At 61.2% G+C, this 26982-nt stretch carries 23 protein-coding genes; 12 read left to right on the forward strand and 11 right to left on the reverse strand.

Annotation, left to right across the window (positions count from 1 at the left end; all coding sequences use genetic code 11):
- Positions 1-18 precede the first annotated feature (18 nt).
- Entirely contained in the window at positions 19-450 is a 432-nt protein-coding gene (locus AVKW3434_RS13980) for a DUF2958 domain-containing protein (protein ID WP_502869084.1), read from the reverse strand.
- A gap of 87 nt (positions 451-537) precedes the next feature.
- On the opposite strand from AVKW3434_RS13980, the gene AVKW3434_RS13985 reads away from it, so the two are divergent.
- Complete coding sequence (locus AVKW3434_RS13985) at positions 538-828, forward strand: helix-turn-helix domain-containing protein (protein WP_284406332.1); 291 nt, start codon at positions 538-540, stop codon at positions 826-828.
- Positions 829-874: 46 nt separating this feature from the next.
- Here the strand turns inward: AVKW3434_RS13985 and AVKW3434_RS13990 are convergent, their stop codons facing one another.
- On the reverse strand, positions 875-1222 hold the full coding sequence (locus tag AVKW3434_RS13990) for a DUF2958 domain-containing protein (protein WP_284406333.1): 348 nt from the start codon (positions 1220-1222) through the stop codon (positions 875-877).
- 583 nt (positions 1223-1805) lie between these two features.
- On the opposite strand from AVKW3434_RS13990, the gene AVKW3434_RS13995 reads away from it, so the two are divergent.
- Positions 1806-2474, forward strand: coding sequence for a DUF6988 family protein (locus AVKW3434_RS13995; RefSeq protein ID WP_284406334.1), 669 nt, complete (start codon positions 1806-1808; stop codon positions 2472-2474).
- Between the two features lie 53 nt (positions 2475-2527).
- Here AVKW3434_RS13995 and AVKW3434_RS14000 read toward each other — a convergent pair whose 3' ends face one another.
- The 4 genes from AVKW3434_RS14000 to AVKW3434_RS24240 form a co-directional block, all read right to left on the reverse strand.
- Positions 2528-2833, reverse strand: a complete 306-nt coding sequence (locus AVKW3434_RS14000; RefSeq protein WP_076196773.1) for a DUF736 domain-containing protein — start codon at positions 2831-2833, stop codon at positions 2528-2530.
- Between the two features lie 590 nt (positions 2834-3423).
- A complete protein-coding gene (locus tag AVKW3434_RS14005; protein WP_284406335.1) occupies positions 3424-3873 on the reverse strand; it encodes a thioesterase family protein in 450 nt (149 codons plus the stop codon).
- Positions 3874-4112: 239 nt separating this feature from the next.
- Positions 4113-5417: a hypothetical protein gene (locus AVKW3434_RS24235; protein WP_349816838.1), complete on the reverse strand. Its 1305-nt coding sequence runs from the start codon at positions 5415-5417 to the stop codon at positions 4113-4115.
- A 6-nt stretch (positions 5418-5423) separates the two neighbouring features.
- On the reverse strand, positions 5424-6119 hold the full coding sequence (locus tag AVKW3434_RS24240) for a ParB/RepB/Spo0J family partition protein (RefSeq protein WP_349816839.1): 696 nt from the start codon (positions 6117-6119) through the stop codon (positions 5424-5426).
- 886 nt (positions 6120-7005) lie between these two features.
- Here AVKW3434_RS24240 and AVKW3434_RS14015 point away from each other — a divergent pair.
- Positions 7006-8679 carry a hypothetical protein gene (locus AVKW3434_RS14015; RefSeq protein ID WP_284406336.1) on the forward strand — a complete coding sequence of 558 codons (1674 nt, stop codon included), beginning with the start codon at positions 7006-7008 and terminating at the stop codon, positions 8677-8679.
- 281 nt (positions 8680-8960) lie between these two features.
- Here the strand turns inward: AVKW3434_RS14015 and radC are convergent, their stop codons facing one another.
- Together radC and AVKW3434_RS14025 are read right to left on the reverse strand one after the other, a co-directional pair.
- Positions 8961-9470, reverse strand: coding sequence for a RadC family protein (gene radC, locus AVKW3434_RS14020; RefSeq protein ID WP_284406337.1), 510 nt, complete (start codon positions 9468-9470; stop codon positions 8961-8963).
- 350 nt (positions 9471-9820) lie between these two features.
- Positions 9821-11146: a DUF5623 domain-containing protein gene (locus AVKW3434_RS14025; RefSeq protein WP_284406338.1), complete on the reverse strand. Its 1326-nt coding sequence runs from the start codon at positions 11144-11146 to the stop codon at positions 9821-9823.
- Between the two features lie 321 nt (positions 11147-11467).
- On the opposite strand from AVKW3434_RS14025, the gene AVKW3434_RS14030 reads away from it, so the two are divergent.
- The gene (locus AVKW3434_RS14030; RefSeq protein WP_284406339.1) at positions 11468-13219 is read left to right on the forward strand and encodes an ATP-dependent nuclease; all 1752 of its coding nucleotides are present in this window, start codon (positions 11468-11470) and stop codon (positions 13217-13219) included.
- Entirely contained in the window at positions 13216-14952 is a 1737-nt protein-coding gene (locus AVKW3434_RS14035) for a UvrD-helicase domain-containing protein (RefSeq protein ID WP_284406340.1), read from the forward strand. The genes AVKW3434_RS14030 and AVKW3434_RS14035 overlap by 4 nt, the downstream gene beginning before the upstream one ends.
- An 87-nt stretch (positions 14953-15039) precedes the next feature.
- Here AVKW3434_RS14035 and AVKW3434_RS14040 read toward each other — a convergent pair whose 3' ends face one another.
- The 3 genes from AVKW3434_RS14040 to AVKW3434_RS14050 are packed head-to-tail and all read right to left on the reverse strand — an operon-like array spanning position 15040 to position 18849.
- Positions 15040-17211, reverse strand: a complete 2172-nt coding sequence (locus AVKW3434_RS14040) for a KAP family P-loop NTPase fold protein (RefSeq protein ID WP_284406341.1) — start codon at positions 17209-17211, stop codon at positions 15040-15042.
- A 23-nt stretch (positions 17212-17234) separates the two neighbouring features.
- A complete protein-coding gene (locus AVKW3434_RS14045) occupies positions 17235-18260 on the reverse strand; it encodes a nucleotidyl transferase AbiEii/AbiGii toxin family protein (protein ID WP_284406342.1) in 1026 nt (341 codons plus the stop codon).
- Positions 18253-18849, reverse strand: a complete 597-nt coding sequence (locus AVKW3434_RS14050; RefSeq protein ID WP_284406343.1) for a DUF6088 family protein — start codon at positions 18847-18849, stop codon at positions 18253-18255. Before AVKW3434_RS14050 ends, AVKW3434_RS14045 begins: the two co-directional genes overlap by 8 nt.
- 140 nt (positions 18850-18989) lie before the next feature.
- Between AVKW3434_RS14050 and AVKW3434_RS14055 the strand changes: the two genes are divergently transcribed.
- The 7 genes from AVKW3434_RS14055 to AVKW3434_RS14085 all read left to right on the forward strand — a co-directional run bounded on the left by AVKW3434_RS14055 (position 18990) and on the right by AVKW3434_RS14085 (position 26979).
- The gene (locus AVKW3434_RS14055; protein ID WP_284406344.1) at positions 18990-19589 is read left to right on the forward strand and encodes a hypothetical protein; all 600 of its coding nucleotides are present in this window, start codon (positions 18990-18992) and stop codon (positions 19587-19589) included.
- On the forward strand, positions 19586-20707 hold the full coding sequence (locus AVKW3434_RS14060) for an XRE family transcriptional regulator (protein ID WP_284406345.1): 1122 nt from the start codon (positions 19586-19588) through the stop codon (positions 20705-20707). Before AVKW3434_RS14055 ends, AVKW3434_RS14060 begins: the two co-directional genes overlap by 4 nt.
- Positions 20704-21312 carry a poly-gamma-glutamate hydrolase family protein gene (locus AVKW3434_RS14065; protein ID WP_284406346.1) on the forward strand — a complete coding sequence of 203 codons (609 nt, stop codon included), beginning with the start codon at positions 20704-20706 and terminating at the stop codon, positions 21310-21312. The genes AVKW3434_RS14060 and AVKW3434_RS14065 overlap by 4 nt, the downstream gene beginning before the upstream one ends.
- 143 nt (positions 21313-21455) lie before the next feature.
- Positions 21456-22595 (forward strand): hypothetical protein, encoded by a 1140-nt coding sequence (locus AVKW3434_RS14070; protein ID WP_284406347.1) that lies wholly within the window; start codon positions 21456-21458, stop codon positions 22593-22595.
- Positions 22596-22618: 23 nt separating this feature from the next.
- Positions 22619-23764, forward strand: a complete 1146-nt coding sequence (locus AVKW3434_RS14075) for a competence protein CoiA family protein (RefSeq protein WP_284406348.1) — start codon at positions 22619-22621, stop codon at positions 23762-23764.
- A 236-nt stretch (positions 23765-24000) separates the two neighbouring features.
- Positions 24001-25575 carry a hypothetical protein gene (locus AVKW3434_RS14080; RefSeq protein ID WP_284406349.1) on the forward strand — a complete coding sequence of 525 codons (1575 nt, stop codon included), beginning with the start codon at positions 24001-24003 and terminating at the stop codon, positions 25573-25575.
- A 21-nt stretch (positions 25576-25596) separates the two neighbouring features.
- A complete protein-coding gene (locus AVKW3434_RS14085; RefSeq protein WP_284406350.1) occupies positions 25597-26979 on the forward strand; it encodes an RNA-binding domain-containing protein in 1383 nt (460 codons plus the stop codon).
- Positions 26980-26982 lie beyond the last annotated feature (3 nt).

Genomic DNA, 26982 nt, shown 5'->3' on the forward strand with positions numbered 1-26982 from the left:
GCGACTACCCGCGACCGGTCAGTCGTTGATCGACCCGTCCCGTTGTGCGTCTGCCAGGTAGCCCGAGAGTGGCTGGCGCGGCTTGAAGTGTGGATCAGCAACGATGCGCATGCCGCGCGGGCCGCGGACGCCTTCGAGGGCCGAGAGGCTGACTTGACCCAGCTCCGGGCTACCGGTGCCGGCATCGCACAGCCCGAAGGCCCGATCCTCGTCGGCATCGAGTTCAGTCAGCAGCCAAGCGGCTCCTACGTCGAGTGTGTAGAGCTTGACCACAGGCAGGGGGTCGATGGTTTCGCCACGCGAGCGCGCGGCGCCGTTGGCCAGCATTCGGAGACGTTGTTCGTCGGTTAGGAATGTCATCGTTATCGCGGGGAGGAATACGAATATAGCTTTCAAATAGAACTGTGCAAGCCGGGGAAGCGCCAGATGTAAGTGCTGCAGCGCTTGCATCAGCGCTGCCACAGTCGTGGCCAGGCGGTATTTTATGAGTTAAAGATAACGTGGTTTTAATTGCTTTAAAACGTAACGCTTCTGTTGATGCAGAAGCAGGGAATACAGCGCGGGCGGCCGACCGGCGCGACGACATTTGAGGCAGGCCCGGCACGGGCCTTTGGAGCTGCGGTGCGCGCCTTGCGCACCGAAGATGGTGTTGCCCAGGAAACCTTGGCGCACCAGGCTGGCATCGAGCGTTCGCACATGGGCAAGATCGAGCGCGGCGAGCACATGCCGACGCTGGCGATGATCCTGAAGATCGCACGGGCGTTGGGCCGTAGCGCTGGCGAACTGATGCTGGAAACCGAAGCGCGTCTTCCCAAGGAAGAGGGCTAGGACGAGATCGGCCGCCGACCCGTCGCCGGCGGCCAATGCGTCTTGGCTAGGCCACGATGCGACCGGCAAGACGTGCCTCTCGCGCATACGCGCTCAAGCGTTTCTGCGCCGCGAAGTGCAAGTCCCGCTCAATGGGAAGCCCGAGCCGGCCGCGCACAGTTGCGATCTCCGCCAGGCTGACCCACCCCAGCTCAGGGTAGCCCAGCCCCAGGTCGCACAGCCCGAATGCATGGTCGTGGTCGTCCGGGTCGATCTCGGTCAGCAGCCAGGTCGCACCCGCGTCCGGGGTGAACAGCTTGACCACCGGCGCGGGATCGAAGTTTTCCTGTTCGAGGGACTGCCGGCCGTTGGCCAGCAGCTGCGCGTGTTGTTCGTCCGTGATGAGCTTCGTCATGGTCTTCTCCTTGGAAGGAATCAGGGCGGGATTGCCCGAGACCGGAAGCAGCACGGCGCAGCGCAGCCGTCAGGGTTTGGCAGACGGCCGCGAGGCCGCCAGCGTGCACAGCACGCGCAGACCTTGACGGTGAGAACGGCGTGATACGGTGAAGGGAACAGCAAGCCAGCTCTGCCCATCAGCGCCACCCACCTGACTTGGCAAGCGCAGCGCGCAGCGCCGACTGGCGCGAAGGCGTCAGCGATGGAAGCCCGAAGGGGCGAGACGCCGCAGGCGGCTCGATGCGCGGCACGACAGCGCGGCCGGCATCGCCGGAGACGCACCAACACTCTTGGGCTCGGTCACGGATATGTGGAGAGACGTAGAGCCAGTGATCCGGCCATCAACAAATCCTTCGAAGCGCAAAGCCGCCTTCACGCATCGCCGTTGAGCCGTTGAGCCGCAAAGCCGTAAAAGCGGATTGGCGAGCAGACGCAGATACGTGTTTACTCATTCGGGTACATCCGCAAAGCCGCTAGACAGGTGCCTGCCTGCGCCGATCTGCTGTCGCTCAATAACAGCACCGAGCGAATACGATGCCTGCATGGAAGCTCCCCAACAAGAACCCTCGGACGATCCCCTGGAAGTCATGCTCCGTCGGTCCGACGAGCTGCACGAAGCGCTGCTGCATCTGCTCGACGGCGCCGAGTTCGATCCCTCACCTCGTGGCGAGGCCGCCTTCTGCATGTGCTCCGTGGCGCTCGAGCATGGGCTCAGCCTGCGCGCCTTGATGGCGATGGGATTGGCCACGTCGGCGGTCGGCCTGATGCGGCTGCAGTTCGAGGCCTTGACCCGCGCCATGTGGCTGCAATATGCCGCCAGCGATCTGGCCATCGAGAAGCTCAGCGCACCACTGACCCTGCAGAGCGAGCAGGCCGCGAAGAACCTCCCCTCGGCCAGCGAGATGATCGAGCAGATTGGCAAACGTGTCGGACCCAGCGTGCCCGCGGCCGCGCACCAGATGCTGGCGCACTTCAAGGACGTGTCGTGGCACTCCTTGAACTCGTTCGTACACGGCGGCATCCACCCACTGCGCCGCCAGTCCGAGGGCTTTCCGGTCCACCTGGCCCTGCAGATCCTGCGCAATTCAAATGGATTGCTCACGATGACCGCCATGACCCTAGCGGTGCTGACGTGGGATGAAGCCGTCGCCAAGCCCATGAGCAAGATCCAGCCTGCGTTCGCCGACTGCCTGCCCGACCTGTTGAAATAGCGAAGTTGCAGAAGAAAAGCGCCCCGCCGGTGGCGGGGCGCCGAGGGCGACGCTCAGTCGCCCTTGCTGCGCGACCAGATCAGGTTGTGCGCGCCGTCCTCACCTTCGACCAGGCGGGCGTAGATCGTTGCCGGGAACGACGGATCATCCAGGGTCACCGAGAGGTAGGGGCGTTCGGCCCGGCTGAGCTTCTTCCAGGCCGCGCCGATCTCGAAGTTGCCGGCGACGATGCGGTAGTCCGGGGCGTTCTCGCTTTCCTTGTCGTTGGGCACGATCTTGACCTTGACGTTGAGCGTCAGGGTGCGAACCGTGCCGGTATAGCTGTCGTTCTGTGCGGTGAAGGTGCCGATGTTGGCCATGATGAAGTCCTTTTGAAGTTGACCAGGTCGCGCCCACCGCGGCCTTGGCGTGATCCGATGGGTGAGGGTCCGGGCGCGCCGCATCCCGCAGCGAAGCGGAGGGGCCGCAGCGCAGCGCAGGACCGGGAGGCCCGAGAAATTTGCCTCGCGAGGAAGACCGCAGGTCGGGGAAATTTGTCGGGCCGGACGGTTGCGGCGGACAAGCCCGAGGCGGCGTGAAACGAAGTGAAGGGCCGCCGTGCCCTCGCCAGGATTCACGACAAATACAAGGCCGCTGTGGGTGTGATCCTGTCGCGGAAGGACGCATGGCCCCAGTACCGTCACCGCTGCAACAGCGTTCCGGCACGACCCCGATGCAGCCCGGGTCATGTCGGTCGACAACGATACAAGGAAGTGGGATCCCACCGTATCGGCGTTGGCCAGCGCATCGGCATTTTGCGGCGTGGAAGAAGCTGCGCATCGGAACGCTCTCTGTGAGCCACCGTCGTCTGGCGGACTGTTCGCCCGCTCCATTCAAAACGGCTCGCGCGAAATTCGAGCGCAGCAAGTTGCGTCGTGTCCGCGCTCCGCCACCGGCGGGGCGTGCATTTCTAGGTTCCAGGGCATTGGAGCGCCGAAACCTTTGTCGCGATGCGCGATTCCATCTGTGCCCGCTGGACAGCCACCAGCGTGACAGTCGCTTCGCACACGACTTCGTGCGCATCGTGGGCCTGAACGCGGAACGTCGCGCTTCGGTCTCCCAGACGTTCGAGCCATCCGCGCAGCCGCAGTGGCGACCCGGGTGGGATCGGCCCCCGGTGGTCAATGCGGATGGTTCGACCGACCACCACTTCTGTCGTGGCATCGACGTGCTGCTGCATCTCGCGAATGCAAATGGATTCGACCACTGCCACCAAGTATCCCGTGGCCAGACATTCGATCAGTCGCTCCGCATACCCGCTTCCGTGAGGAAGCCGCGCGAAAAGCGACTTCGCCGTCTGGTCCGCTGGCACTGTGTAGGACTCTTCAAAGAATATCTCGCTGACGCCTTGGTGGTTCATCGGTATCCGTGTGCGGTTGTGAAGTCTCGATCAGCGCGCTGAACGCGGGCGACTGGTGCTGTTCGATGCTCCCCTGTCTGGCGGGCATTCCCAACCCGCCGCAGCGAACACTGGCGTAGAGCGCCACTTAGGGAGCAGAGGGCAGGGTGTTCCGGAAGTCAAAACGCGCGCGGCAGAGATGCCGCGCGCGTCGCGCCGATTTCTTGATCCCCGGCCTCGCGGCCGGGGAGTCACAAGGATCACGCCGTTGCGTGCGCGTCCTCGTGGTTTTCGGCATCGGCCTGCCCCTCACCAATCGGTTCAGCGCTTGCGACGTCAGCCTGCGTTTCCTCCGGGGCGCGGAACATCGCAGGCAGCCAGCCTGTACCCGCTGCCAGCCGCTCGGCTTCGCTGGCGATCTGCGCCTTCTTGAGTTTGTCGAGCCGGTTCACCTCACCGGCCGCGAAGGCCCGCACTCCTTCAAGTGCCTTGGCCTTGGAGACGTGGTCGAAGTAGCCTGCTGCGGTCGGCGTCCACCACGCGTGCATGTCCAGCCCGACTGCTTGCGCCAGCGCAGCAGCCGGGGCTTCGTCCTCACGCGAAGCGATGGCGGTCACCGTGGAACCCACGCACACTGCCACCAGCGAAAGCAGCTCCTGCTGTGGCATTGCCAGCAACTCGGCGAACAGCGCATCCGGGTCGCTGGGCAGGCGCTTGCCCCAAGCCTCCCGCACCTGTCGCATGCCCACCGCAGCCGGTGCCTCGGCCACGTCCGGCGCGTACTGCTCCAGACGGTCCTGCGGGTTGGCGGTGATGTTGATGGGCAAACCGTAGTGCGCGTCATGGATGACGCGCAACGCAAGCCGGTGCACCACGGCCACCAGCGCCACATGCGGATGCCGGGCGACCTCGGCCTGCAGGGCGGCGGTGCGATGGGCACTCAGGCGCTTGACCAGCTTCTCCGAAATGGTGAGCTTGGCCTTCTGCCGCCCGCTACCGTGTTCGGCTTCATCATTCGCACTGTGCCCGCCGCGTTCCTGCTCCCGCAACGCCTTGGCCTGTCCCTCGCGCAGCAGCCCGCGATGCACGATCACGCCGCCCATGTGGTCGAGTGACACCACGGCCCCCGCCGTCGCCATCCCGCGCGCCGGATAGACCACCAGCGTGCGCTCGAAGGCTTCCAGCTCATTGCCCAGGCTGTCCATCTCGTCCTGCATGGTCTGCGCCTGCTCGTCCGTCATGTCCTCGTTCTCGTCGTCCAGGCGGTCTTGCAGCTTGCGTTGCTGCGCTTCGAGCTTGGCGATGCGCTTGGCTTCGGCCTTGCTCGGTTCGCGGCGCTTGCTGCGCATGCGCTGGAACTGGTGCAGGTCGGCGTAGGTGGCACGCGGCGCCACGTCCACCCAACCCCAGCCCTCGGCCTGCACCTGCTCAGCCACCGGCATGAGCCTTTCCTTCGTCAGCGACTCCAGCAGCGCTGCATCCGTGAGGAAGATGCCGTTCTGCTCGTCCGCGAACAGGTCGCGCCGCACAGCCCCGCCAGCCTGCTCGTAGACCTCAATGCCCACGAACTTCTAGAGCGCATCGCGGGCTGCGTCGATCTCTTCATGCGTGAGGTGGTCGCGCAGCGCCTCCGGGCTGCGCTGCCACTGCGGCGACTCATAGAACGCCGCCTCCTGCGCCGCATGGTCGTCGGTGATAGCAAGGGCCATCAATTGCTCCAGCGTGACGGCGTCAGCCCGGTAGTCGGCCAACAGGCGCGGCGAGACGTTGGCGAGCTTCAAGCGCCGCTGCACCACCAAGGGCGTCACGCCGAAGTCGGCGGCAATGTCCTCGATGGGGCGTCCCTCGGCCACCAGATCAGCGAAGGCCTCGAACTGGTCGGCGGGGTGCATGGCCTCGCGCTGCACGTTCTCGGTCAGGCTGACGGTGCGTGCCGCCGCATCAGACCCCAGCAGGCAGGCCACCTCGAAGTCCTTGGCGAGATTGCGCCGTTTGACCAGTAGTTTGAGCGCGGCGAGGCGACGGCGACCGGCCACGACCTCGTAGTGTTCCCCATCGGCGGCCAGCACCACGTTGAGGTTTTGCAGCAAGCCCACGCGGGCGATGCTGGCAGCAAGTTCGGGTATCGACGTGCCGCCGCTCTTGCGCACGTTGCGGTTGGAAGGCCGCAGCTTGGACAGCGGAATCAGCAGCGGTTCGTGCGAAGCTATGACGGCTGCTACTGCAGCGGCGATGGCGGTGGTTTCATGAAGGGTGGCGGTGTTCATATTGAAAACTCCTGTCCCATGTCGAGACGTTGAATGTGAAAAATGGGAAGAAAGAGGGAATGGGTTCAAGGTGTCGGTGTCTGCATGCGCGGCTCTCCTGTGGTTTCCCACCCCAGCCGGATTCCAAGATTCGGAGCCCGGTGTTGGCTTCGGTGGGTTCGGCGCAGTGACCTGGGCTGGTCGCCGTTGCCGCCGTCTTTCCTGAGTTCATCGCCCGCGAAAAACCGGGTCGGCGGGGACTGGCCGTCAAGGAAACAAGCGCAGGGTTGGTGCGGCCCGCAGCCGCAGGCGAGGACACGGCCCTGCGCGCCTTGACGGCCAGGCGCCGGCGGCTACGGTCGCGGGATCAGCGATGAAGGAGGGGAAAGACGGAAACCCGGCCAACGGCCAGGGGGAGCGACGAACCCACGGCCGCGCGGCGAGCGCCCCGCATGCCGCAGGCATGCCTAGCTGGAGGTGAACAAACGCGTAGCGCGCATCGGCACCGTGTGCTGGCCGATCAGGCGCTGCCTGGTCGGCGGTATCGAGGGGCGCCAAGCCCGCGCGGCGGGGATTGGCTTCAGCCATTCCCCTGGAGGGCGTGTGCAGAGGTCAAATGCTGCATTAGCAATCCGCGCGTCAAAGAGGCTGTGCTCCCAGTACCGACACTATTCGCGCTACAGGATGGCTCATACTTGTTAGCGCAGAAAACACAAACTAGGGGAGCAGGGGATTGGGTTCCAAGAAAGCAGTGAGTCAGCGTGGCCGCCTTCGGCGGTTGCTGAGGACGGAGTGGCGCCGGCTTCGGGATGCATGTTCGCGATTGGTGAACCGGTGGCTTTTCTGTGGTCGCCCCGTTTGCAAGCAGCAGGAGGAGTTGAAGTCTCGAGAAATTGACGTCACTGCGATGATTCTGACCGAGCATGCGAAGCTTCCAGCGGAGGCGCTCAAGCGCAGACCGCCGGATCTCCCAACCGATCTGCATCCCCAGGCCGCTGAGATGTTTGTCTGGATGGCGGCTCACGCGGTCGACAAGATCGGCGATCACGCCGAGAATTACATCGACTACAGCGTGCCGGTCACGGGACTCGCGCTCACCTATTGCTTGGTCGCGGTCGAGCAGTCAACGACAAAGCCCGATTTCTCGAGGCCGTCGCACCCGGATCCCTCGGCCCATGCGGCATTCGGCGGGCAGCTCATGGAAGAACTGAACCGGGAGCAACACGCACGTGTGCAACAGGGCATCTGGCAATCCTTCTTCGACATAAAGGCAGATATCGCCCAGCACAGGCTCACTCGGCGCCGCCGTGGTTCCGCATTGATGATGCTGGACGCTAAGGCCAAAGCGGCGCTGCTTGAGATGCTTATCGGAAGACGACTCTCCGAACTCTCGCTGGACGAGTTGAACCATGCGCTCGCGTCCAGCCCGGAGATGCTCCACTTCCTCACGCAATCTGATCCGCTTGGTTGGCTGAAATTTGAGCAGGCGATGGGCGTGGACGCGGAGCGGCTTGCCGCTTTGTCGGGTTTCCTCGTGTTCCTGGAGTTCGCCGCCGTCCAGGTAAAGCACTCCTACTGGTACGACGAGGCGAAGCTGATTGAACTGTGGGCGGTGTATGTCCTTGCCTATCCGCAGTATGGCGCGATCACGGGTCAATCTATCGTGGATGCACTCACCCGCTTCAGCATGGCACCGTCAGAAGCAGCGACAACCCTGATTCACCCGCCGTTCTACCTGTTGCATGGGAAATTTCTGCGCAACCCGTGCTTCATCAATGCGCAAGGCATGACGGCCAGCCTGTTGACCATCGCAATACGACGTCATGAGCGCGACTGGAATAACACTCTAGGATCGTCGCTCGCGCGTGCCGCAGACACGCTCAAATCGCTCCTGCCGGTGTTGAGCCGTTTGAAGGTCGCCGTCAGACGCAAGTTTCCCGGCGGCGATGTCGATCTGGCGCTGTATGACACGCAGACCAACGAGTTGTTGGTTTGCGAGGTGAAGACCGTCTACGACAAGCACAACGTGGACAGCCTGATGCATCGCTTCGAGGAAGCCAAAGTGAACGTGGACAAAGCCGCGTCACAGCTTGAGGAGACAGCGCTCGCCATCTCAGGTGGCAAGCTGTCGATGGCGACCATCTTTGGCGAAAAACTTTCGGCTCCCAAGGCGGTGCACAAAGTGTTGCTGACGTGGCTTGACCCGGTGGACCTCACGATGGGCACTGAGTACGAGGAGGTCATGTGCATGAACTTCTCAATCTTCATCTGCCTCATTCATGCCAGCCAGGGCAACGTGCAGGCAGTGGCCACTGCCGTGCGCGAGCTTCGCAATGTTTGGCCCGTTGCACTGAGCAGACCACTGGATCTCGGCCAGCCTGAACTAACAGCCGAACTGGAAGTTCAGACGAACCTGCTTGACCGGCGCAGCGATCTGGAGCGTCTTGATCTTTCGCCGCTGAGCAGAAAGATCATCGCCCACATGGGCAGCGTCGACGAAGTCGCCGCTTCAGCGCAACCCACATCCTGGATCTCGTACTTGAGTGACTCCACGCGAGTGCTGCGCCCATCCACGCCTTGACCGCTTCCAAATGGAGGACGATTGGGACGCGCCTTCAACCGCGCTATGCGTGCTTTCAATCGTGCGGGCGTCGATCAGGAACTCACGCTTGCAGAGCTCTATCCGGATTGGCCTACATGGCGGATACCTGAGAGTCCCGATGGGTTCGCGGCTTGGGTCTTCATCGGAGTCGTTGGCGTCTGGCTTGCCTTCACAGCGAAGAGGCTTCAGAAGCAAGTTGGATAGACAACAAGGGCGGCGCATACGCGTCAGAGTAGCGAGGGCTTTCTGTCCCCGTTTGGTCAAAGCAACCCGCGCTCGGCAAAGCTCAGCACGTCGCTGCCCGCGACGATCAGGTGGTCCAGCACGCGCACGTCCACCAGCGCCAGCGCAGCCTTCAGCGTCTGCGTCAGATGCTCATCGGCTCGCGACGGCTCAGCAACCCCTGATGGATGGTTGTGCACCAGGACCAGCGCCGCCGCATTGCGCGCCAGCGATTCCTTGACCACCTCCCGCGGATAGACCGATGCCTGGCTCACCGTGCCGCGGAATAGCTCGACGTATTCGATCAGCCGGTTCTGCGTATCGAGCATCAAAACGGCAAACACCTCGTGCCCCAACGCCCCGAGCTTGACCCGCAGGAAGTCGCGCACCACCTGCGGCGACGACAGGACCTCGCGTCCTCGCAACTGCTGCCCCAGCAGCCGCTGCGCGGCCTGCAGTACCTCGCCGGCCTCGGCCGGCCGGTAGTCGCCCGCGACATCGCGAACTAGAAGAACGGAAGAATCGAAAGAGAAGAGATCGTGCGCCATCGTCGGCTCCGTGAATCGGGCGGGATTGCCCGAGACCGGCACCAGCACGGCGCAGCGCAGTGGTCAGGGTTCGAAGACGGCCGCCAGGACGCAAGCGCGTAACCGCAGGGCAGGGCGCGCAGACCTTGACGACGAGAACGGCGTGATACGGTGAAGGGAACAGCAAGCCAGCCCACCGCCACACACCGCGTCGCCGGATTGGCAAGCGAAGCGCGCAGCGCGGGAACGCGCGAAGGCGTCAGCGATGGAAGCCGAATGGGCGAGACGCCATCAGCGGATCGATGCGCAGCACGACAGCGCGACCCGGCGATGCCGGGTGACGCACAGGCACGGATGCTGTTCTGACAGCGTCAGCTTGCCCAGGTCTGCATCGAACCGATGGAAGCATCCAGCTTCTTCATCAGCGCGCGCAGAGGCGGGCTGTCCGGATAGTGCTGGGCCAGGATCTGCTTGACCTGTTCCAGACTGCCGACGTGAAGAGCGCGCTCGTCCGGCGAAAGGGTGCGCGCTAACGACGATCCGGACTCGTGATAGTAGAGCTCGAAGAATTGCTCGTTGGGAAGCTCGTCATAGTTGTACTCACGCTGAGTCCACTCATCGAGTTCGCTGCGGATGCCGTTGACGCGGTTGTAGACGCCCTTGCGGTTGTACGAGGCCGCCAGCACCGACTTGAGCAGCTTGCCCACCTGTGCGTGCACCTCTATCGGCATCCTGCCTTTGGGGCGGCGCTGCGGGCCGACAAAGGTCTGCACATAGCCGACCGTGCTGCGCGGACCCCTCGTGACCTTGCGGGTCTCCGTCGCTGGCAGCTTGGCGGCGGCCTCATTGCGGGCGATAGTTCCAGGGCTGAAGAAAATCGGCGTGGACGGCGCCGATTCGCCATCCCAAGCCGCTTCGACGATCGGCGCCGGCAGACGGTCTAGTGCCGCGACGATGGGAGCCAGCGGGACGCCCTTCGTCGAGTCGGCGATGAGATAAAGACGCGAGCCACCGTCGGGGTTGTACATGCCGGGCCACGACGGCTTGATGATGTCGAATCCGTAGCGCTCAGACCAGGCTGCACGCTCGGCAGCCTTGCCCTCGGCGGCAGGTTCATAGGGTTCGTCAGCGAACATGTAGCGCTTGGATTCGCGGTCGTACCAGATGCTGTAGTGGTCCCGGCCAGGCACTGCGTTGCTGGACTGGCCGGCGGGAAATGCGCGGCTGTGGCTCTTGGAAGGCCGCAGCTTGGTCGTGTCCATGAACTGGAGCGTGCGCGCGGCGGCGCAGATCGCCCGGCGCGCCTGGGACTGCGACTGCACCATGTCGCGGCGTGCCAGGTGGTCTGGGCCTTCCGGCTGGAAATGGGTCAGCGCGCGGTGATGGTCCAGCTGCGCCGGCGTGATCAAGTCGCTCCACAGCGTACCGAGCCAGATGCCCAGCGTTTCGCGGCCGCGGGTGTCCGACTCCTTGTCGCGCCAGTACACGGTGAGGTAGACACGGTGGCCCGGACGGGCGTTTAGACGATTGCCCCCGCTTTTCAGCACGTTTTGCGCGTGCTTGAGGTTCTGGAAGCCGGCCAATTGGGCGGCGACTTCCAGCGCGGGTATGTGTTTGATGCCTCGCTCGACCTTGATCGAATTGGCGAGGCGTTTGATGCCGTCCATGGTGGACGGACGAATGGCTTCACTCGACATGACAGTGCTCCTGAGTTCATGACGAAACGTCACCCGTCTGCCGCTTCTCGAACCCGAACATGACATGCGGGAAGAGAGGGAGTGTCGGCAGTGCTGTCAACAGCTTTGCTATGACGGGTGGCAGGCTCCTGCCCGAAGCCTTAGGAGGAATTATCACTCCAAAAAGAGGCGTTGGAACCACCGGGAGCGGGGAAGCGTGGGCGTTGATTCGAGGGCAGATAGGGCCATGCCCATGGGGTGGCACGCGGCCATGACAAAGCACTAAGCTACGATGTAACCATACGTGTCAAAACATCGCAAAAGCGAGGAGAGGAGGCGCCTTTGTACCTGGCTCAACTGAACATCCTGAATTTCAGGAAATTGCAGAAGGCGGAACTTCACTTCCAGCCGGGCTTGAACGTCCTGGTCGGCGCCAACAATGTCGGAAAGACCGCAGTGGTCGACGCATTGCGCGCTTTGCTGGCGGGACACGACGAACCGTACCCTCGGCTCGACAGCGACGACGTTCACCACCCCAAAGGCGGAAAGCCAACGGGCGACATTGTTTTCCAGTACATCTTCCGTGGTCTTCAACCAGACGATGAGGCCGACTTCCTCGCGGCGCTCAAGCCCGGTGCCAATGGAGAGTTGGTGGCACGCATAACCATCAGGTACGCCGAAGCCGACAAGGCGGGTCGATTGAGGGCCAAACGCTGGTGCGGCGACCACGAGGATGTGGGTCTGACGACGGACATGATGGAGAACCTGCGCGGTGTGTACCTACCTCCTCTGCGAGATGCCTCGCAAGGACTCAAGCCAAGCCGCACAAGCCAGCTTTCACGCTTGTTCCAACTGCTTGCCGACGACGCGGGTCGCGATGGAATCAACGTCGTGCTGAAGGCACTGGACGAGGAACTCAAAAAGCATCTGCCCATCGTCAACACGCACAAGGCCATCAGTAGCCGACACGGAACGATGCTTGGACCCCAACTCGCACAGCTGCTGGAGCTTGGGCTCAGTGCCAGCGACTTTCAACGGCTGGCTTCACGGCTGTCGTTGCTGGTGGATGCTTTCGAGATCGAGCAGAACGGGCTGGGCTTCAATAATTTGATATTCATGGCCGTGGTGCTCAGTGAGCTGGCAAAAAATCCTGAGGCCAGTTATCGCAGCCTGATCGTAGAGGAGCCCGAAGCGCACCTACACCCTCAACTTCAGGCGGTCTTGCTACGGTACTTGGAGACCGTCCAGGCTACCGATGGCGAAAAGCCAGTACAGCTATTTGTGACCAGCCACTCCCCTAATTTCGCCAGCATCGCCGATCTCGACAGCCTGACATGCCTCGTAGACACGGGCGCAGCGGTGGAGACTTTCTTTCCGAGAACGGTCACCTTCGGAAAAGGAAAGCGCGAAAAACTGGAGCGCTACCTTGATGTGACCCGCGCAGAATTATTCTTCGCGCGACGGGTAATCTTCGTTGAGGGCGCGGCCGAACTGATGCTGGTGAGCGTGCTGGCCGAGAAGGCCGGTTTCAAGTTGCGGGAGCATGCCGTCAGCCTGATCAGCGTTGAAGGCCTAAACTTTGATTCGTTCATGCCGCTGTTCGGAAAGAGCGCACTCAAGATTCCCGTCGCGGTGATCACCGACGCCGATCCTGTGGACGAGCCTGCCGACGGCAGTGAGCCGCAGGCGCTGTATCCGGCGCCCGGTCAGGCCATCAAAGTGTCGGATAACACGGCGAAGATGAAGGAAAGCGAGGACGATTTCATCAAGGTCTTCCATGGACTGAAGACGTTCGAGTACGACCTGGCGCTGCATGCCGATAACCGCACGGCGATGTTGAAAGCATTGAAAGAGCTGCACCCCAAGATTGCTGTAGCGGTCGAAGCCGAAGTGCTTGCGGCGGGGAGCGACGCCGAGAAAGCGCGAGCGCTCTTCGCCGGCTTGTTCGAGCGCAAACAGAACAACGTGCAAAAGGGGCGGTTCGGGCAGGCCCTCGCACAAGTGTTCTCGGAACCAGGCGCCGCGTGCGTGGTTCCGGAGTACATCCGCGCCGCGATCACGCACGCCTGCCAAGCAGGACCAGCAAAACCATGACCTTGTCGGCGGAACAGCAGGCCATCATCGACGCACCGCTCGAGCCTTTGTCCGTGGTTGCCTGCGCGGGCAGTGGCAAGACTCGCACGGCAGTGCGCCGGCTTGTGGAAATTCGCAAGCGGCTCGGTGAGCATCGTGGCCGGGTGGCGTTGCTGTCGTTTTCTAACGTGGCCGTGGACACCTTCCGCGAGAGCTATCAGGCTTTGACGCAAAGTGTTCCGGCAGGGTTGGGACGTGATCGGGTCGAAATCGATACGCTGGACGGGTTTGTTACCAGCAACATCCTGCGCCCGCATGCGTATCGAACGATGGGAGCAACGCAGGCGGCTTTCCTCGTGACGGGTGGAGAGTCGTTTTTGAATGGTTTTACATTCAATCCGGGCACCTATCCACTCAACATCACGAAGATGCAAGCTGGCTTTCGCGGTGGAGCCACCTACTTCTACTACGCGGGCAACGATCAAACGCTGGAGCTGAACACCGCCTACGCAACAGGCATCGTCAATCGCCTGGGCCGAACGGGTGCGTATACCCACAACCTGGGCCGGTACTGGTGCCATCGCGTGCTCCTCGAACAGCCGGGCATTCTCCGTGTGCTCGCACGACGCTATCCGCACATCCTGATCGACGAATCGCAGGATATCGGCACATTGCATCAGGCCATCCTCGAACAGCTGATAGCGGCTGGCACCCAGATCTCGTTGATCGGTGATCCCCACCAAGGCATCTACGAGTTTGCCGGCGCGAACGGAAAATTTCTAACGCAGTACGGACTGCGACCTGGCACAAGGAGCTATGCGCTGACGCGCAACTACCGATCGGTTCCCTCTATATTGGCACTTGCGAACAAGTTGTCCGCCCGTGCCGACACGGCGGAGCGCCAAGCACCTGAAACACCCCATGGCGCCTTCTTCATTGCCTACAAGAATGCGGAACGCGATCAGCTCATCACCGCGTTTCGTGCAGCCGTTCTGGCTGCGGATCTCGATCCGAAGCGTTCGGCCGTGGTCTGCCGCGGCCGCGAGCTAGCGGACAAGCTGGCAGGCAACGATGCGCCTGCGGGTCAGGGTATGGTGAAGGGTTTCGTGCTGGCAGCAATTCTCAGAGACAAGCGAAAAGACTATCTGAACTCGTTCAAGACCGTGGCCGCTTGCGTGGTCGGCCTGCTTGCTGATCCGCCGCAGGGCTTGGTGGCAATGATCACGCAGCCTGCACGCTACCCGGAAGCAAGGGCGCTGCGCTGCGAGATATGGGGTTTCACACGCAGTTCCGACGCCGGCTTACCTGCCGCTTCGCTGACCGCAGATGTGCAATGGCATCCGATGCTGCGTACGCGAGTGAAAGCTTTGCTCCAGGTGCTTCAGCAGAAGTTTGGATTGGCGACCGCGGACAATCTGGGAAACAAGCTGGCAAAAAAGGGGCTGCCGAATGCCCCGCTGATGGTCGAGGACGATCTGGCCGCTGCACGCGACGCCCGCATTCGGGTGGACACCGTGCATCAAGTTAAGGGGGAAAGCCTGGATGCGGTGCTCTATTTGGCCTCGAAGGAGCATGTCGCAGCGCTACTGGCGGGCGTCGACAGCGAAGTGGGGCGCATCGGATACGTTGCCATCACGCGTGCCAGGAATCTCCTGTGGCTGGGAGTGCCTGCCAGCGCACTAGCGGAGCTGCGACCCGCCTTGATCGCCGGAGGCTTTCAAGAAGCCGGCGTTGCGATCCCGGCTGAACAATGAATCAGGGGCGGACTGCGACGCTCAGCTGCCGAGGAGGACTGGGCGTCAGCTTCGATCATGTGCCTGTCGGGCACGCGACCGCATTTTTTAGTTGTCAGAGTCGTGCGGACCGCGCCCCTGCCTTCGCCGGGCCATGGCGTCGAGGAAGAGACGAACGGCTTCGCTTTCTGAGGGCGACAGGTCCTGTCGCTGGGAGACTTCCTGAACCCTTGCTTCGACCGCGTCGAGGTTCATCTCGGGCGTAAGGATGCCGGGGTGCATCGATGTCGTCACTCGCCCCACCCGATCTCCGACGATCGTGGACATGCCGCGCTGCACGAAATGTACGAGAAGTCTTGGCAACAGCTCATCGGATGCGACCGCAGTTTCAAGCCATTGACGGATGTCGGCGGAGTCGCCCCACCGGCGCCATTCCACCAAGACGGAGGCCAAGTCAGGTGTTTCAAGCAACCGCGCGTCGGTCGCGGCCCTGACGATCTTTTCAAGGGTAGCGGCCTTCAGTCGATCAGCTGTCGCGATGCTGAATGCGGTGAACAGCGATGGCGAACCATCGTTGGTCCCCTGGCGAACATGGCGGTCGATGAACTGAACGACCTCCACCAGCGTACTAAGCGCCTGGCTTTGTTCGACACTGGCGATCACCAAGGCTTCACGCTCATCTGGTGCAACAGCTTCCAGTAAGTGGCGAATCAACCAAGCGACCTCGATGCCGGTGCTCACTTGGAATGCTCCGACGGCATCTGCCGGTGAATAGAACCGGTCGCCTGCGCGCAGGGTGACGCGGATGAACGCCCGTGAGAATGCGGCCGGAATGTCCTGCGCATCGCGCAACCGCCTGATATACTCGTGCGCTTTAGTGTGTCCTGCCTGGCGAGTGACTTGGGTTGCGGCAATCAGCACTGCCTCGATGGCGTTTTCATCTTCGCCCAGGCTGATCATCGACCGGAGGTCGGCATGACTCAAGCTATCAGCGGCGACACCAAACTGAAAGTACGTAGTGAAGTGGTCCGGACTGCATACGCGAAGCTCGCGTCGCCACTCGCCGAGAGATTCACCGCCGTAGACCATGTTCCCGAAGACACCTTCTAAACGTGGGAACAGCCTCTGCAACATCAGGCAAACGCCGCTGCGCAGCGCATCCGGTATTGCTGCCACCCAGTCATCATGGAAAGCGCGCAGCTCCTGTCGGTCTGGAAGCATGCCAGGGTTGGAATAGCCTGCGAAGTGTTCGCGGTGATCGTGGATGGTTGCGTAGGTGTCCGGTAGGAATATGCGCAGGAACTCCAAGGCGATGAAGTCGACGGAATTGACCTCGTCACGCACGGCAGGATAGGTCACCACCAGCGCATTGACGATGCGTACGATGTCGCGGGGTTTCGTGATCAGGGGTTCAAGGCCTTCGTGATAGACGTTTCCCCAGTAGTGGTTGTCGAATGGGACGGCGGTGTCTTCGCCCAGGACATGATTCAGGTCATTGACGAGTTTGTCATGCAGTTTCTGGCGACTGACGACTGGCAACTGGAACGGCGCTTGAACAATTTTTTCCAGGTACGCTTCGCCATCCACGCCGAGTTCGCGACCCAATGCCTGAGCGACAACCGCTCGGTCGAAAGCGAGGAGGTAGATGACGTTGGAAAAATCCGCCAATGCCTTCAGCACCTTGAAGAGTTCGCAAATTTCCGAAGGCATCAGGCGGTCAATGTCATCAATGATGAAGAGGAAGCGCCTGCCGCTGGATTGAATTCCGTCGGCAACACCTTGCTTGGCCTCGTGAACGCTCTTGGGTTTGATTCGGAAGAGCTTGAGCAACCAGCCCACTCCGACATCGATCAGGGGCACCCCGGTCGCCGTGGCCACGGCAGTGCCCAGCGCTGTCGAATACTCCGAAAGCGTGTTGCCCAGTTGCTTGATGGTGTCGGATTGCTTGGGCAACTGATCCCGGAACTGCTTCAGGAACTGCGCAGCAAGATCGTCACGATTGCTGAACCACCACGGGTTGAAGGTGATGATCAGCGGGCGATCGGAGTTGGGCAAGGACTCGATCTCGTAGCGCACGAAATTCAACAGCGACGACTTGCCGGATCCCCATGGCCCGTGGATGGCCATCACCAGCCCTTGCGGACTTGGGGTAGTGCAGACCGCCGCTGCGATCCTCTTTGCAAATGGGGCGTAGCCGAAGGCGTCGTCGCGTGGGTCGGTTTGCGGGGCGTCCGACCCCAACGCAGATGCCTGGTGTTGTGGGTCGGGCTTGTCGGTCATGTACGAGCTTCGGGCATTCAGGTCTATTTTCGAGCTGCGGCATTCGCATGTGCGGCGACCTCGGCGCAGGCCTGCATCAGCTCATCGAAGGGCAGGGCGTTGCCAACCATGACTTCGTCTTCGAGCATCTTGGCGTAGTCGGTGGCCAGCGCCTCCCGGGCGGCACTTTCGGGCACGATCTGCAACGCGCCTTCGACTGCGGCGAAGTAGTCGATGATGGCGCCGCCAGCATCCTTCTCGCTGAAGAAGTAAGACTTATGTTCGGCCACGGCGCGGGCCACTGTCCGGTCGCCAGTGACTGCGTCGAAGTGCGCGCTGCGCATGATGGCGGCCAGATCGTGCCAGTGTCGCGCGTAGCGCTCCCCTCGGATTCGCCCTTGGGCGCAGTAAACGTGTGTCGCGGTGGCTTTCTCCCAAAAGGTCCGCGCAACGCTCATCACCTGTGGAGAGGCGACGGGGAACGTTACGCCATCGACGTGACCATCCATGTCGCACGCGACGGGTAGCACCTCGTGTGGCTCTCCGGTCGCCCGGCCGCCGAACTCCAAGGTCACGACAGGAGGCATGTAGCCAGTTCCTTGCTTGATGGCCGGATAGTGCAGCAGCAGCTTGTCGTGCTCCGGACCGCCGATCTCCAGTGTTGCCTCCAACTGCTCCCGCTCCAGCGCCGCCTGAAGGAGCGGTTGCACCTCGGAGGCGATCCATCCGGGAAGGCGATCCCTAACGGCCTTGGTCCACTTGCTGGCTTGGCTTCGGTTCGTCGGCAGGAATTCTTCGCCGCCCGTGAGGTCCGTGATCAGCTTTCGGATGTCGTATGTGAGGTCGATGTCTTCGGAGAAGCGGTCGATGATCTTGTAGACCTTTGAGAGTGACGTACCACCCTTGAAAGTAAGGTCGGTGGCAACTGGCGACTCAAACAATGCCCCCAGCGTCCAGACAACCCACACGTCCTTTTCGAGCAGGTGAGTAGGCCGTCCAGTTTTTGCCCGGGCCTGTTCCAGAACTTCGCCTTGGTCCTCTTTGCTGAGGGCGAAGTAGTGCTCAGCCACGAAGCGCCTCTTCGCCGATGGCTCTTGCCATCCAGGACGGCAGTGCCGCGCGCGCTGACGTCAGCGTCCGCCACTCAGCGGGCGGCAGCGTGCGGCGCAAGGCTGCCAGCGACTCGCCGACATGGGCTGGCCCCATCCAGGCCAAAGCACGCACGGCCGCACCAGCTGGCCCAGCTCCAAGCGCCAGCATCCAGCGCGGAGCATGTTTCACCATGACCTCGGAGCGCCCGAGCTTGAGTGTGCGAGTGCGTCCCGAGGTCAGGTAGACCTCGCGAATCGGTACCTGCTGGGTCAGGCCCAGCGCGTTGGCGGCGTTCGCGCCGTGTGGTGTCACGACCTCGCCACTTTGGGCGGCCAGGGCGTGGACCACCTTCTCGGGCGCCGGCGCACGTGTCCCGAACCGGTTAGATACCGGAGTGACGTAGGTTCCGCGCGCAACGCGAAGGAGCTTGCCTTCCTTGGTGAGGCGAGACAGCGCCTGATCAATGGCTGCCCGGCTTCCAAGGTGCAGGAACTCTTTGGGCGACACCACACCTCCCTCAGGCAGGGACTGTGCGTGCAGCAGGATGGATTCAGGGAGCATGGTCATGATCATTTCCAGATATCAGAATTTTATCTCTGTTTCTGACATTTTGCTGCTGTTGTGATGTACCTTGGCGCTCAAGAAGAGGTTGACGATTTGAAAATATCGCACGAAAATCAAGTTGACGAAACTAAAAAAGTGCACAAATGAACCTGCCACTGCCCGCCTCCTTCAATTCGGAACTCAGTTCTGACCGACTGCAGTCGGTTGCGCAATGGCTTCTGGATGAGCTGTACGCGACCGAGGATGACCTATCGCGTTCGACCGACAGCGGCTACACCCGCGGGTGCACAACATTCGGTCGCCAGAGAAGTCGCATCCTCGCAGAGGCGCTTGCCGGCAATCACACTTGGCTCGGCCTCTCCAGCAGCAGCAATGACATCGTCTTTACAGTTGGCGGCGTGCCGTGTCGGTTCAGTAACGATGACCCATCGAACCCATCGAAAGACGCGGTTCTGACGGCCAATCGCTATCAACTGGACTTCCTGGAATTCGCCACCAAGGGCGAGCCCGGCCGGTTCTGCTTCGTCATCGACCGCGGCCATGACGGGTCCGCTGAGCCGAGGGTCGAGTTTCTGGGCTTCGCGCCCAGCGGCGAAGTTGCCTGCCGCTGGGTATCCGATACCGTGCGCGTACTGCGGCTCGAAGGCCAGCAATCTTTGGCGCCGACTGTCCAGGTCAGCAAGCCGCAGGTGGCACCGAAGCGGCGCGACGAAGGCGACGCGGCCACTGAAGCTGTGCGATGAGCGAGTTCATTGGGACAAACCTTCGACTCATCCGCCTCTTTCATGATCTGTCGCTTACGGACCTGGGAGAGCAGGTCGGTGTGTCCAAACAGTTTTTGAGCCGCGTCGAGACCGGCGCCGAGATCGCATCTGCCCACTTGGAAGCAGCCCTCGCTGAAACGTTGGAAGTTCTGCCGGAGTTCTTCTATCGCATAGACCCGAATCCGATCGTCGACGAGCAATGTCACTTCCGGCGACAGCTGACCACCAAGGTCGCGTTGCGCCAAGTCGCGCGTGCCCGTGGCGAGATGCTCAAGCGACTTGTAGGCGTACTGGACGAACACGTCGAGCTGCCGCAGTACCAGGTCGGTGAAGCTGATGCCGAATCACCCGAAACTATCGAGCGAGCGGCCGAGACATTCCGATCGCTGTTCGGTCTTGGCCTTGGGCCGCTGAGCAATGTCACGCGGATTGCCGAGAACGCGGGTGCCGTCGTCATGCGAGTGCGCGGCCTCGCACCGGAAATCGATGCCGTGTCCTTCGCCACAAAGAGGCCGCTGATCGCCTTGAACGGAGACGGTCGCTCTGCATGCCGGGAACGTTTTGGAGTGGCGCACGAGCTCGGCCACTTCTCGCTTCACATTGGCGTACTGACAGGTGACCGGCTGACGGAAACCCAAGCCAACCGATTCGCGAGCGCACTTCTGATGCCGCGAAGCACGTTTGCCACCGAATGTCGATTGGCATTGCGAGGTACGCGCCTGAACTGGCCAGGCCTGTCGGAACTGAAACTTCGGTGGGGTGTATCCAAGGCAGCGATCATATTTCGCGGTCGCCAGCTCGGTGTGTTCTCAGATGACCAGGCGAGGGCGGGATATGTCGGCCTCAATCGGCATGGAGAGGCGTTGAAGGAGTCAGAAGACCACCTTATCGCCAATGAGGCGCCCGAAGTCATTGCCGAAAGCCTAAAGGTGATGAGGGAGCATTTCGGCGTACCGCAATCTGCAGTTGCACGCGAGATGCGAGTGCAACCAGGGCTTCTGCAAACGCTGCTGGAATTGCCACAGGCCGAGCCGACGGGCAACGTCGTGAGCTTGCTGCGTTCGGCCAGAACTCTCAGTGAAACGAACATTCAATGAGCGGCGCCGCAGAGCACTACCGGGGCTACGCCGACTTGGCAAATGCCCAAATCGAAGGCACCGACTACAGAGTTCATGTCCGCCCGGTCGCGCATTCATCTGTCGCTGTCATTGCGCCGCATGGCGGCAGCATCGAGCAGTACACATCGGAGATCGCCTTGTCGGTGGCTGGTCACGACTTCAATCTCTATCACTTCGAAGGAATTCGCCGCTCGGGCAACTATGCGGCCCTCCATCTAACCAGTCATAGGTTTGACGAGCCGCGGTGTCTTGCGCTCTTGTCCAAGTGTGACCATGTGGTTGCGGTCCATGGTTGCGGAGGTGAAACGCAAAAGGTACTTATTGGGGGGCGTGATGAATCGCTGAAGGCCGAAATCGCCCGAGCGATCTCGGATCTCGGTGTCGACACGCAGGTAGCGGATCACCCATTTCCAGCCACAGATTCCATGAACATTTGCAACAGAGGGCGGAGTGGCGCAGGTGTGCAGATTGAACTGACCATGCCTTTTAGGCTTCATGGACCACGTGATGCGCTCGCTGGCGCTATCCGTTCGGTTCTACTGGCATTGCCGGACCCTCTTGAAGCCGGAGGCCGGAGCCGATGACCGCCTTGTTAGCACGAGGATCCGACGGCGCCACTTGTACCGTGGGTCCAGTCATCGTCCGTAGTGTGGTCGGTCGTGGCCATCAGAATTTTGGCAGCGCACGAGCGTTCGCTCACAACTAAAACAACCAAGGGGAGATAGCGATGCCACTGACTGCGTACTCTATTTCTAGTGAAAAGGAGCTGGATGTCGAGCAACTGCTTGACCAGCTTTCCGCAAGAGCTGGGATCGGCCGCATCTCGCTAGAGGATCTACCGGATGCATGGCGCGCGCATATCCGCACTGACCTTGAATGTCCATGTTGCTTCGTGGTGGGGGCTGAAATTGTCAGGGAAGCTGTTTCGCGAACTTCAGGACGGGCCGTTCGGCAAGCCTGCTTCCGCTTTGCTGTTCCAGGTCACCAAACCCACTGTGATTTCGCATCCAGCGAGAGGGCCAACGCAACGCCTGAGAACCTTATCCCGTTTGGCGTCGCTAACTCCAACCTTACTCGGGCAGTCCGTGAATTGGTCTGCACAGGAATACAAGTCGGCACGTTCAACCAACGTTCCATAAGAGACATGCGCGAGTGGTTTTTTAACAAGAAGGCTGAAGCGCTTTTCGAAGTCACGCTCGATCCTCGGGTTCCGAAGTGGGTAGCTGGACTTTCGCGCACCACTGCCCATTCTTTCGGCCCCCTCCCGCTTGGTGTGGCGCTGACGGCGGAGATTGCGTCGGTGCCTGGTTTCGATTGGGTGTCGGAAGCGTCACGGAGACAGCGCGCGCGCCACCAAGAGATTTTGGATGCCATCCAGCAGCAGCGTCTTTGGATCCATGACACAGCAGACCGGATCGAATCCTTGGCAAAGCGCTACCAGGGGCAAGTGGTTTTCGACCCCTCTGTGCTTGCTGTTGAATATGGCAAGAGCCAAGCGCTGGCGTCGTTCATCTTCCGCAACTATGACCCCATCAAGCCTGGCAGCCGAAATGGGAGCATCGCTGTGAGCGTGTTGGCGCTGTCGGCGCTGCTTCTTTTTGTGAGCAATTGGGATCTGAACAGCGCTACCGCCACCTTTGCGGCGATTGCGGCGGCGGCAGGGCGCTCCGATGAAACCCTCGGCAACGTTATGGGCCTCAACCCATTTCATGATTACGACGCCTGGGATCGGCTGAAACGGCTGCAGGCCCTGCGCATCGCAGTACCCGAAAACGACGATCCGAAAGCTGAGCTTAAGCAGATAGAAATGGAGATTCGAAGCCAATTTCAAGGTCTGCCGAAGATGCTGCCAGCACCGCTCGCGTGACCATCTGAGCCTCAAAATTTCGTATGTCGTTCAAATGCATTTCAGGCGATCAAGAACTGCTCTCCATCGACTTCGATGCAGAGGGTTGGGAAGAACTGCGGATTCGAAACCGTAAAGATCGTGCGCTAAAGACGACGTGCTGCGGCGCAGACGTGACGCTTCGGCAAACGAAGCTCGGCACGCAGTACTTCGCGCATGCCAAGAAGGGAAGCTGCGCAGCTGGCACAGACCCGGCAGAGGTCATGTTGGCCAGGGAGGTGATTGCCAAGGCTGTGCGTCGGGCGGGATGGAAATTTTCGGTCGAAGAGGCTGTTGTGTCGGGTAGCGAGGACGGTTGGATGGTCGACGTGCTGGCAAAGCAAGAGGGTGGCAAGCCAGTCGCGTTCAAGATTCAGTGGGGGCGCCTGCCGCTCGACGAAGTGGCTCGCCGCCAAGCCGTATCTCAGGCAGCGGGAGTCCGCACGCTGTGGCTTATGCGGCAGCAGAGCATCCCTATCGAAAAGGCTGCTCCGGCATTCAGGCTCAGCCATGATGCCGAGGCAAGCATGTGCGTTGTTTCGTTACCAGGGCCTTACTACCATCCAGCTTTCGCCACCAGCAAGAACAGCGACGGTCCGAATCACTGGCGTCAACACATTGAACTGAGCCGGTTTGTCGAGGGTGCGCTGGGCAGGAAACTGCGCTTTGCGCCGCAAATTGGCCTCACCCTGCCGTTGGACGTGTGCGCAGCGTACACAGAGTGCTGGCGATGCAAGAAGACGACAGGCCTCGTCATCGACCTGTGCTTCGCCGCCAGCCGCGTGCTTGCCGGCGCCGCAGATGTCACCGCCGATATCTACGATTTTGATGACGAGGGCAGGGGGACCGCGCTGTTGATGTCAACCTTGCCGGCCGAGACCCTTGCGGCCCATGGCATTGGAGCGATCAAGCCACGCCGCAGCCGCACCGTGGGTGAGACCTATCTGTCCAATGGATGCGTGCATTGTGATGCCTTGCAGGGGCGATTCTTCGACCACGAGGTCGCCTACGACGCGAAGCCGATCTTCAGCGTAGATGTGTTGTTCGACGACCGCTGGGCTTCGCACCTGGAGGACCGTGAAGCCATCGACAAGTGGTGGTTCGACGATCGACCAGGCGAAGGCGCCGTGGAAGAGGGCTCGCAAGGCTAGATTTTCTTACGTCCGTCCAGGGATGCGGGAGTGCGATGCGAACGGGAAATGGGAAGTACGACGAGGGGCACTTTGGCGCTGCGCTGTCTCCCATTGTGACAGCGAGCATCCAAAAACGCCGCTCCATGGTCCGGAACGGCGCTTGGATTGGCACCATTTGGTGGCCGTCGAAACATGAAGACTCGACCACGTATTTACGTGTTATAAATAGCGCAGTGTGACAGGAGACACTGCCGATGCCCGATCTGGTCGAAACTGCCCTGAGGAAAATCGGTCCCTGCGTCAGTACCGCCTTGGTAGCGGCGCTGATCAAGGAACACGGGCTGACCGCAGACAACGCGCGGCAGAAGGTCTCCCGCTCCACCTCGATCAAGAAGTTGGCGCACATCCTGTTCCCCCATCGCGCGCGCTTTTTGTATCTCCAGTCGGACTATGGGTCACCGGATTTCTGGGTGGCGCTGACGCGTGAACTGCTCGCGAACTCAGTGTCCTATGGAGGCGGATTGGCAGCCTTGCTGGCACGAGGCGGTGCTATGCCGGTCGCGCACTTTGCAATTGCCTGCGGCGCGCCTGTGGCCCAACGAGGGCACGTGTCCCCGGCCGGAATCCTGGAACGACTGAAGGCAGCCCAGTTGGTGCAAATCGTCACCGAGCCAGGCATCGGTGAGTGCGTCGAATTGTCCCACCAGAGTTCTGCCGATTCCTACGAGCTGGCGCGTATGCGCGCCCGCCTGCACACAGAGCAAGTGCTGCTGGGCGCGGTGAAGGATTGGGCGCGAAACTTGGGTCTGGTCAGCTACAACAAGGTGGAAATCCGGGATGAGGGAGGCCGTCAGCCCAAAGTCGGAACCTTCCATTGGGACATGGCCGGGCCTTCGTACTTGGGGCCGCTGGCGAAGCGGGCAGCCAACGCAAAACCCAAGCCCGGCTTCCTGGTTTGCGATGTGCTGCTGGGGGTGAACGTGTCATCGGTCGAACTGCGGCCCTTCATCAATAAATGCACCACCTTGAGAAGCCTTACCAAGGTAGGAGCCTGCCTGCAGATCTTTGTCGCCGATGGGTATGCACCACAGGCGTACGCGCTCGCCAAGGAGCAAGGTGTCATACCTGCGACGACGGAAACGCTGTTCGGGGTGGAAGTGGCCAAGGCGCTGAGGGAGTTGGCAGAGCTGCTGCGGGATGTCTATCCGCGCGCCGGCACTTTCGAAAAGGTGGACGCTGTGTTCGCGCAGCTCAGTCACATCGAAGGCGCGGCGAACAATCTGCGCGGTGCTCTGTTCGAGTATCTCGTCGCCGAGATCGTGCGGACCAACAGCGTGCACGACAACATACAGATGAATGAGGTGCTGCGCTCAGACAGTGGATCCGCTGAAGTTGACGTCCTGGTAGAGCACCGCAATCAGAGTGTCCGGTTCATTGAGTGCAAAGGTTACCGGCCCGGCGGCACCGTGCCCGATGAGATGGTGGAACGCTGGCTGGAAGACCGCATCCCGCTCCTTCGAAAGGCCGCGGCGTCCAATACGTTTTGGCAGAAGTGCAGGCTCGAATTCGAGTTCTGGACGTCGGGCACGCTGACACCTGCGGCGGAAGCCTTGGTCGCTGCTGCGGCCGCAAGGACGCACAAGTACGCAATCAAACTGGTGTCATCTCGCGACCTCGCGGCGCTTGGCAAAGCGTCGAACAACACTGCCTTAAAGAAAACTCTCCAGGAGCACTTCCTTGGCCATCCGCTCGAGAAGGCGGACCGCGTGGCTCAAGCGTCCAGACGACGCCTGGCAACTCCACCTGCGTCGCAGCTGGCCACTCGATAGCCAAGGCGAAAGAGAGATTTGATGGAGTCCAAATTGCCTTCTAAGAGCGACCATTCGACTCGGCGAGCGGGTGGACCCGTGCATTTCATCCGCCTCACTCTCACAAACTTCGGCCCGTTTCGCGAGATGGCCGTTGACTTCCAGCCAAGCGGCGTTTTCGTCGTCTCAGGTCCGAACGCCTCGGGAAAGAGCCAGCTGCTCGGCGCGGCGGTCGCGGCCATCGTTGGAAAACGCGCTATTGCACTAGACCCGACGGGAGTTGGGCCGTCGAATGTTGCGCTCGAGCTCGGGGATGGGAGCGCTAGAGAGGTTGCATCGCTGACGGTGGCTGCGGTCGCGGCAAGGCCGGGCGGCAGAGGCCCGCAATCTGAGATTACGCACACCTCAACGCCGATGGTCCGGGACTTGTTGGCGAACTTGAGTGAGAACTCGCGACCCCGCTTGCTCCTTGGTGAAACCACTGGGGTGAATCGCCTCAGCAAACGCGACTGTGGCGAGTTCGAGAAGCTCGCACCGCCTGAACTTGTCCGGAGCGACTTCTGGCAGGAAATGAAAAGCAGCGGTTGGCTCGAATCAAGCGCCCATTCCGGGGGCGTGGGAGTCGTAATCGATGTTGTCCATGAGTTCATTGCCCGAGCCAGTATGGGACATTTCCCCCTCTTGGTCGACGGCGTCTTCGGCCAGCTGGACCGGCGTGCGTCTGAATTCTGCGGGGATCTTCTCCGGCAGATAGGCCGTCACTCCCAGGTCATCGTGGTGAGCCCTTCGTTTGCAGACATTCACCTCGGCCATGTGCTGATCCGGTTGCCGTTGCATGAATCCCCGTTGCGAGCCATGGCGAACTACACCAGGCCTGCGAGATTTCAAGAAGTCCGGCGAAAGATCGCCGTGAGGGACCGGAAAAAGAGCTTCAAGCTTGGGGAGAGATTTCCCACGCCAGAGAACAGAGGTTGCGAGTTGAAGGAAGTGAAGGGGAGGAACCCTGTCGGATCAATCGGTCAAGTCGTCGACCAGTACGTTGTCGCATTCTTGAATGCGGGCATCGAGCAGACGGGCAGCATTTTTTGGGGCATCACGGATGAAGGCCGAACTGTCGTGGGAGTCCCGCTGACCGACCCGCAATGTGACGAAGTTCGTCGAGTCGTAGTGGAAAAGGTCGGCAACATCATGCCTCCCATTGCGCCGAGTGGCCTAAGCATTGAGTTTCACCCAGTGACGACGGCAGATGCTGTTCCGCTGTATGTGATAGAGGTTAGGGTGCAGGCGGTACTGGGCACATACCTCTACGCTACAGGCTCGGAAGACGTGTATGTCAAGACGGAGGCCGGCAAGAAGAAGCTCACAATCATGCAGATTCAACAAGAGTTGCTTCGGCGAATGAGTGTTGTGCCTCCGGGTGCTTAGCTT

The organism is Acidovorax sp. SUPP3434, from assembly GCF_030159015.1.
In the GTDB taxonomy this organism is placed as follows: domain Bacteria; phylum Pseudomonadota; class Gammaproteobacteria; order Burkholderiales; family Burkholderiaceae_C; genus Paracidovorax.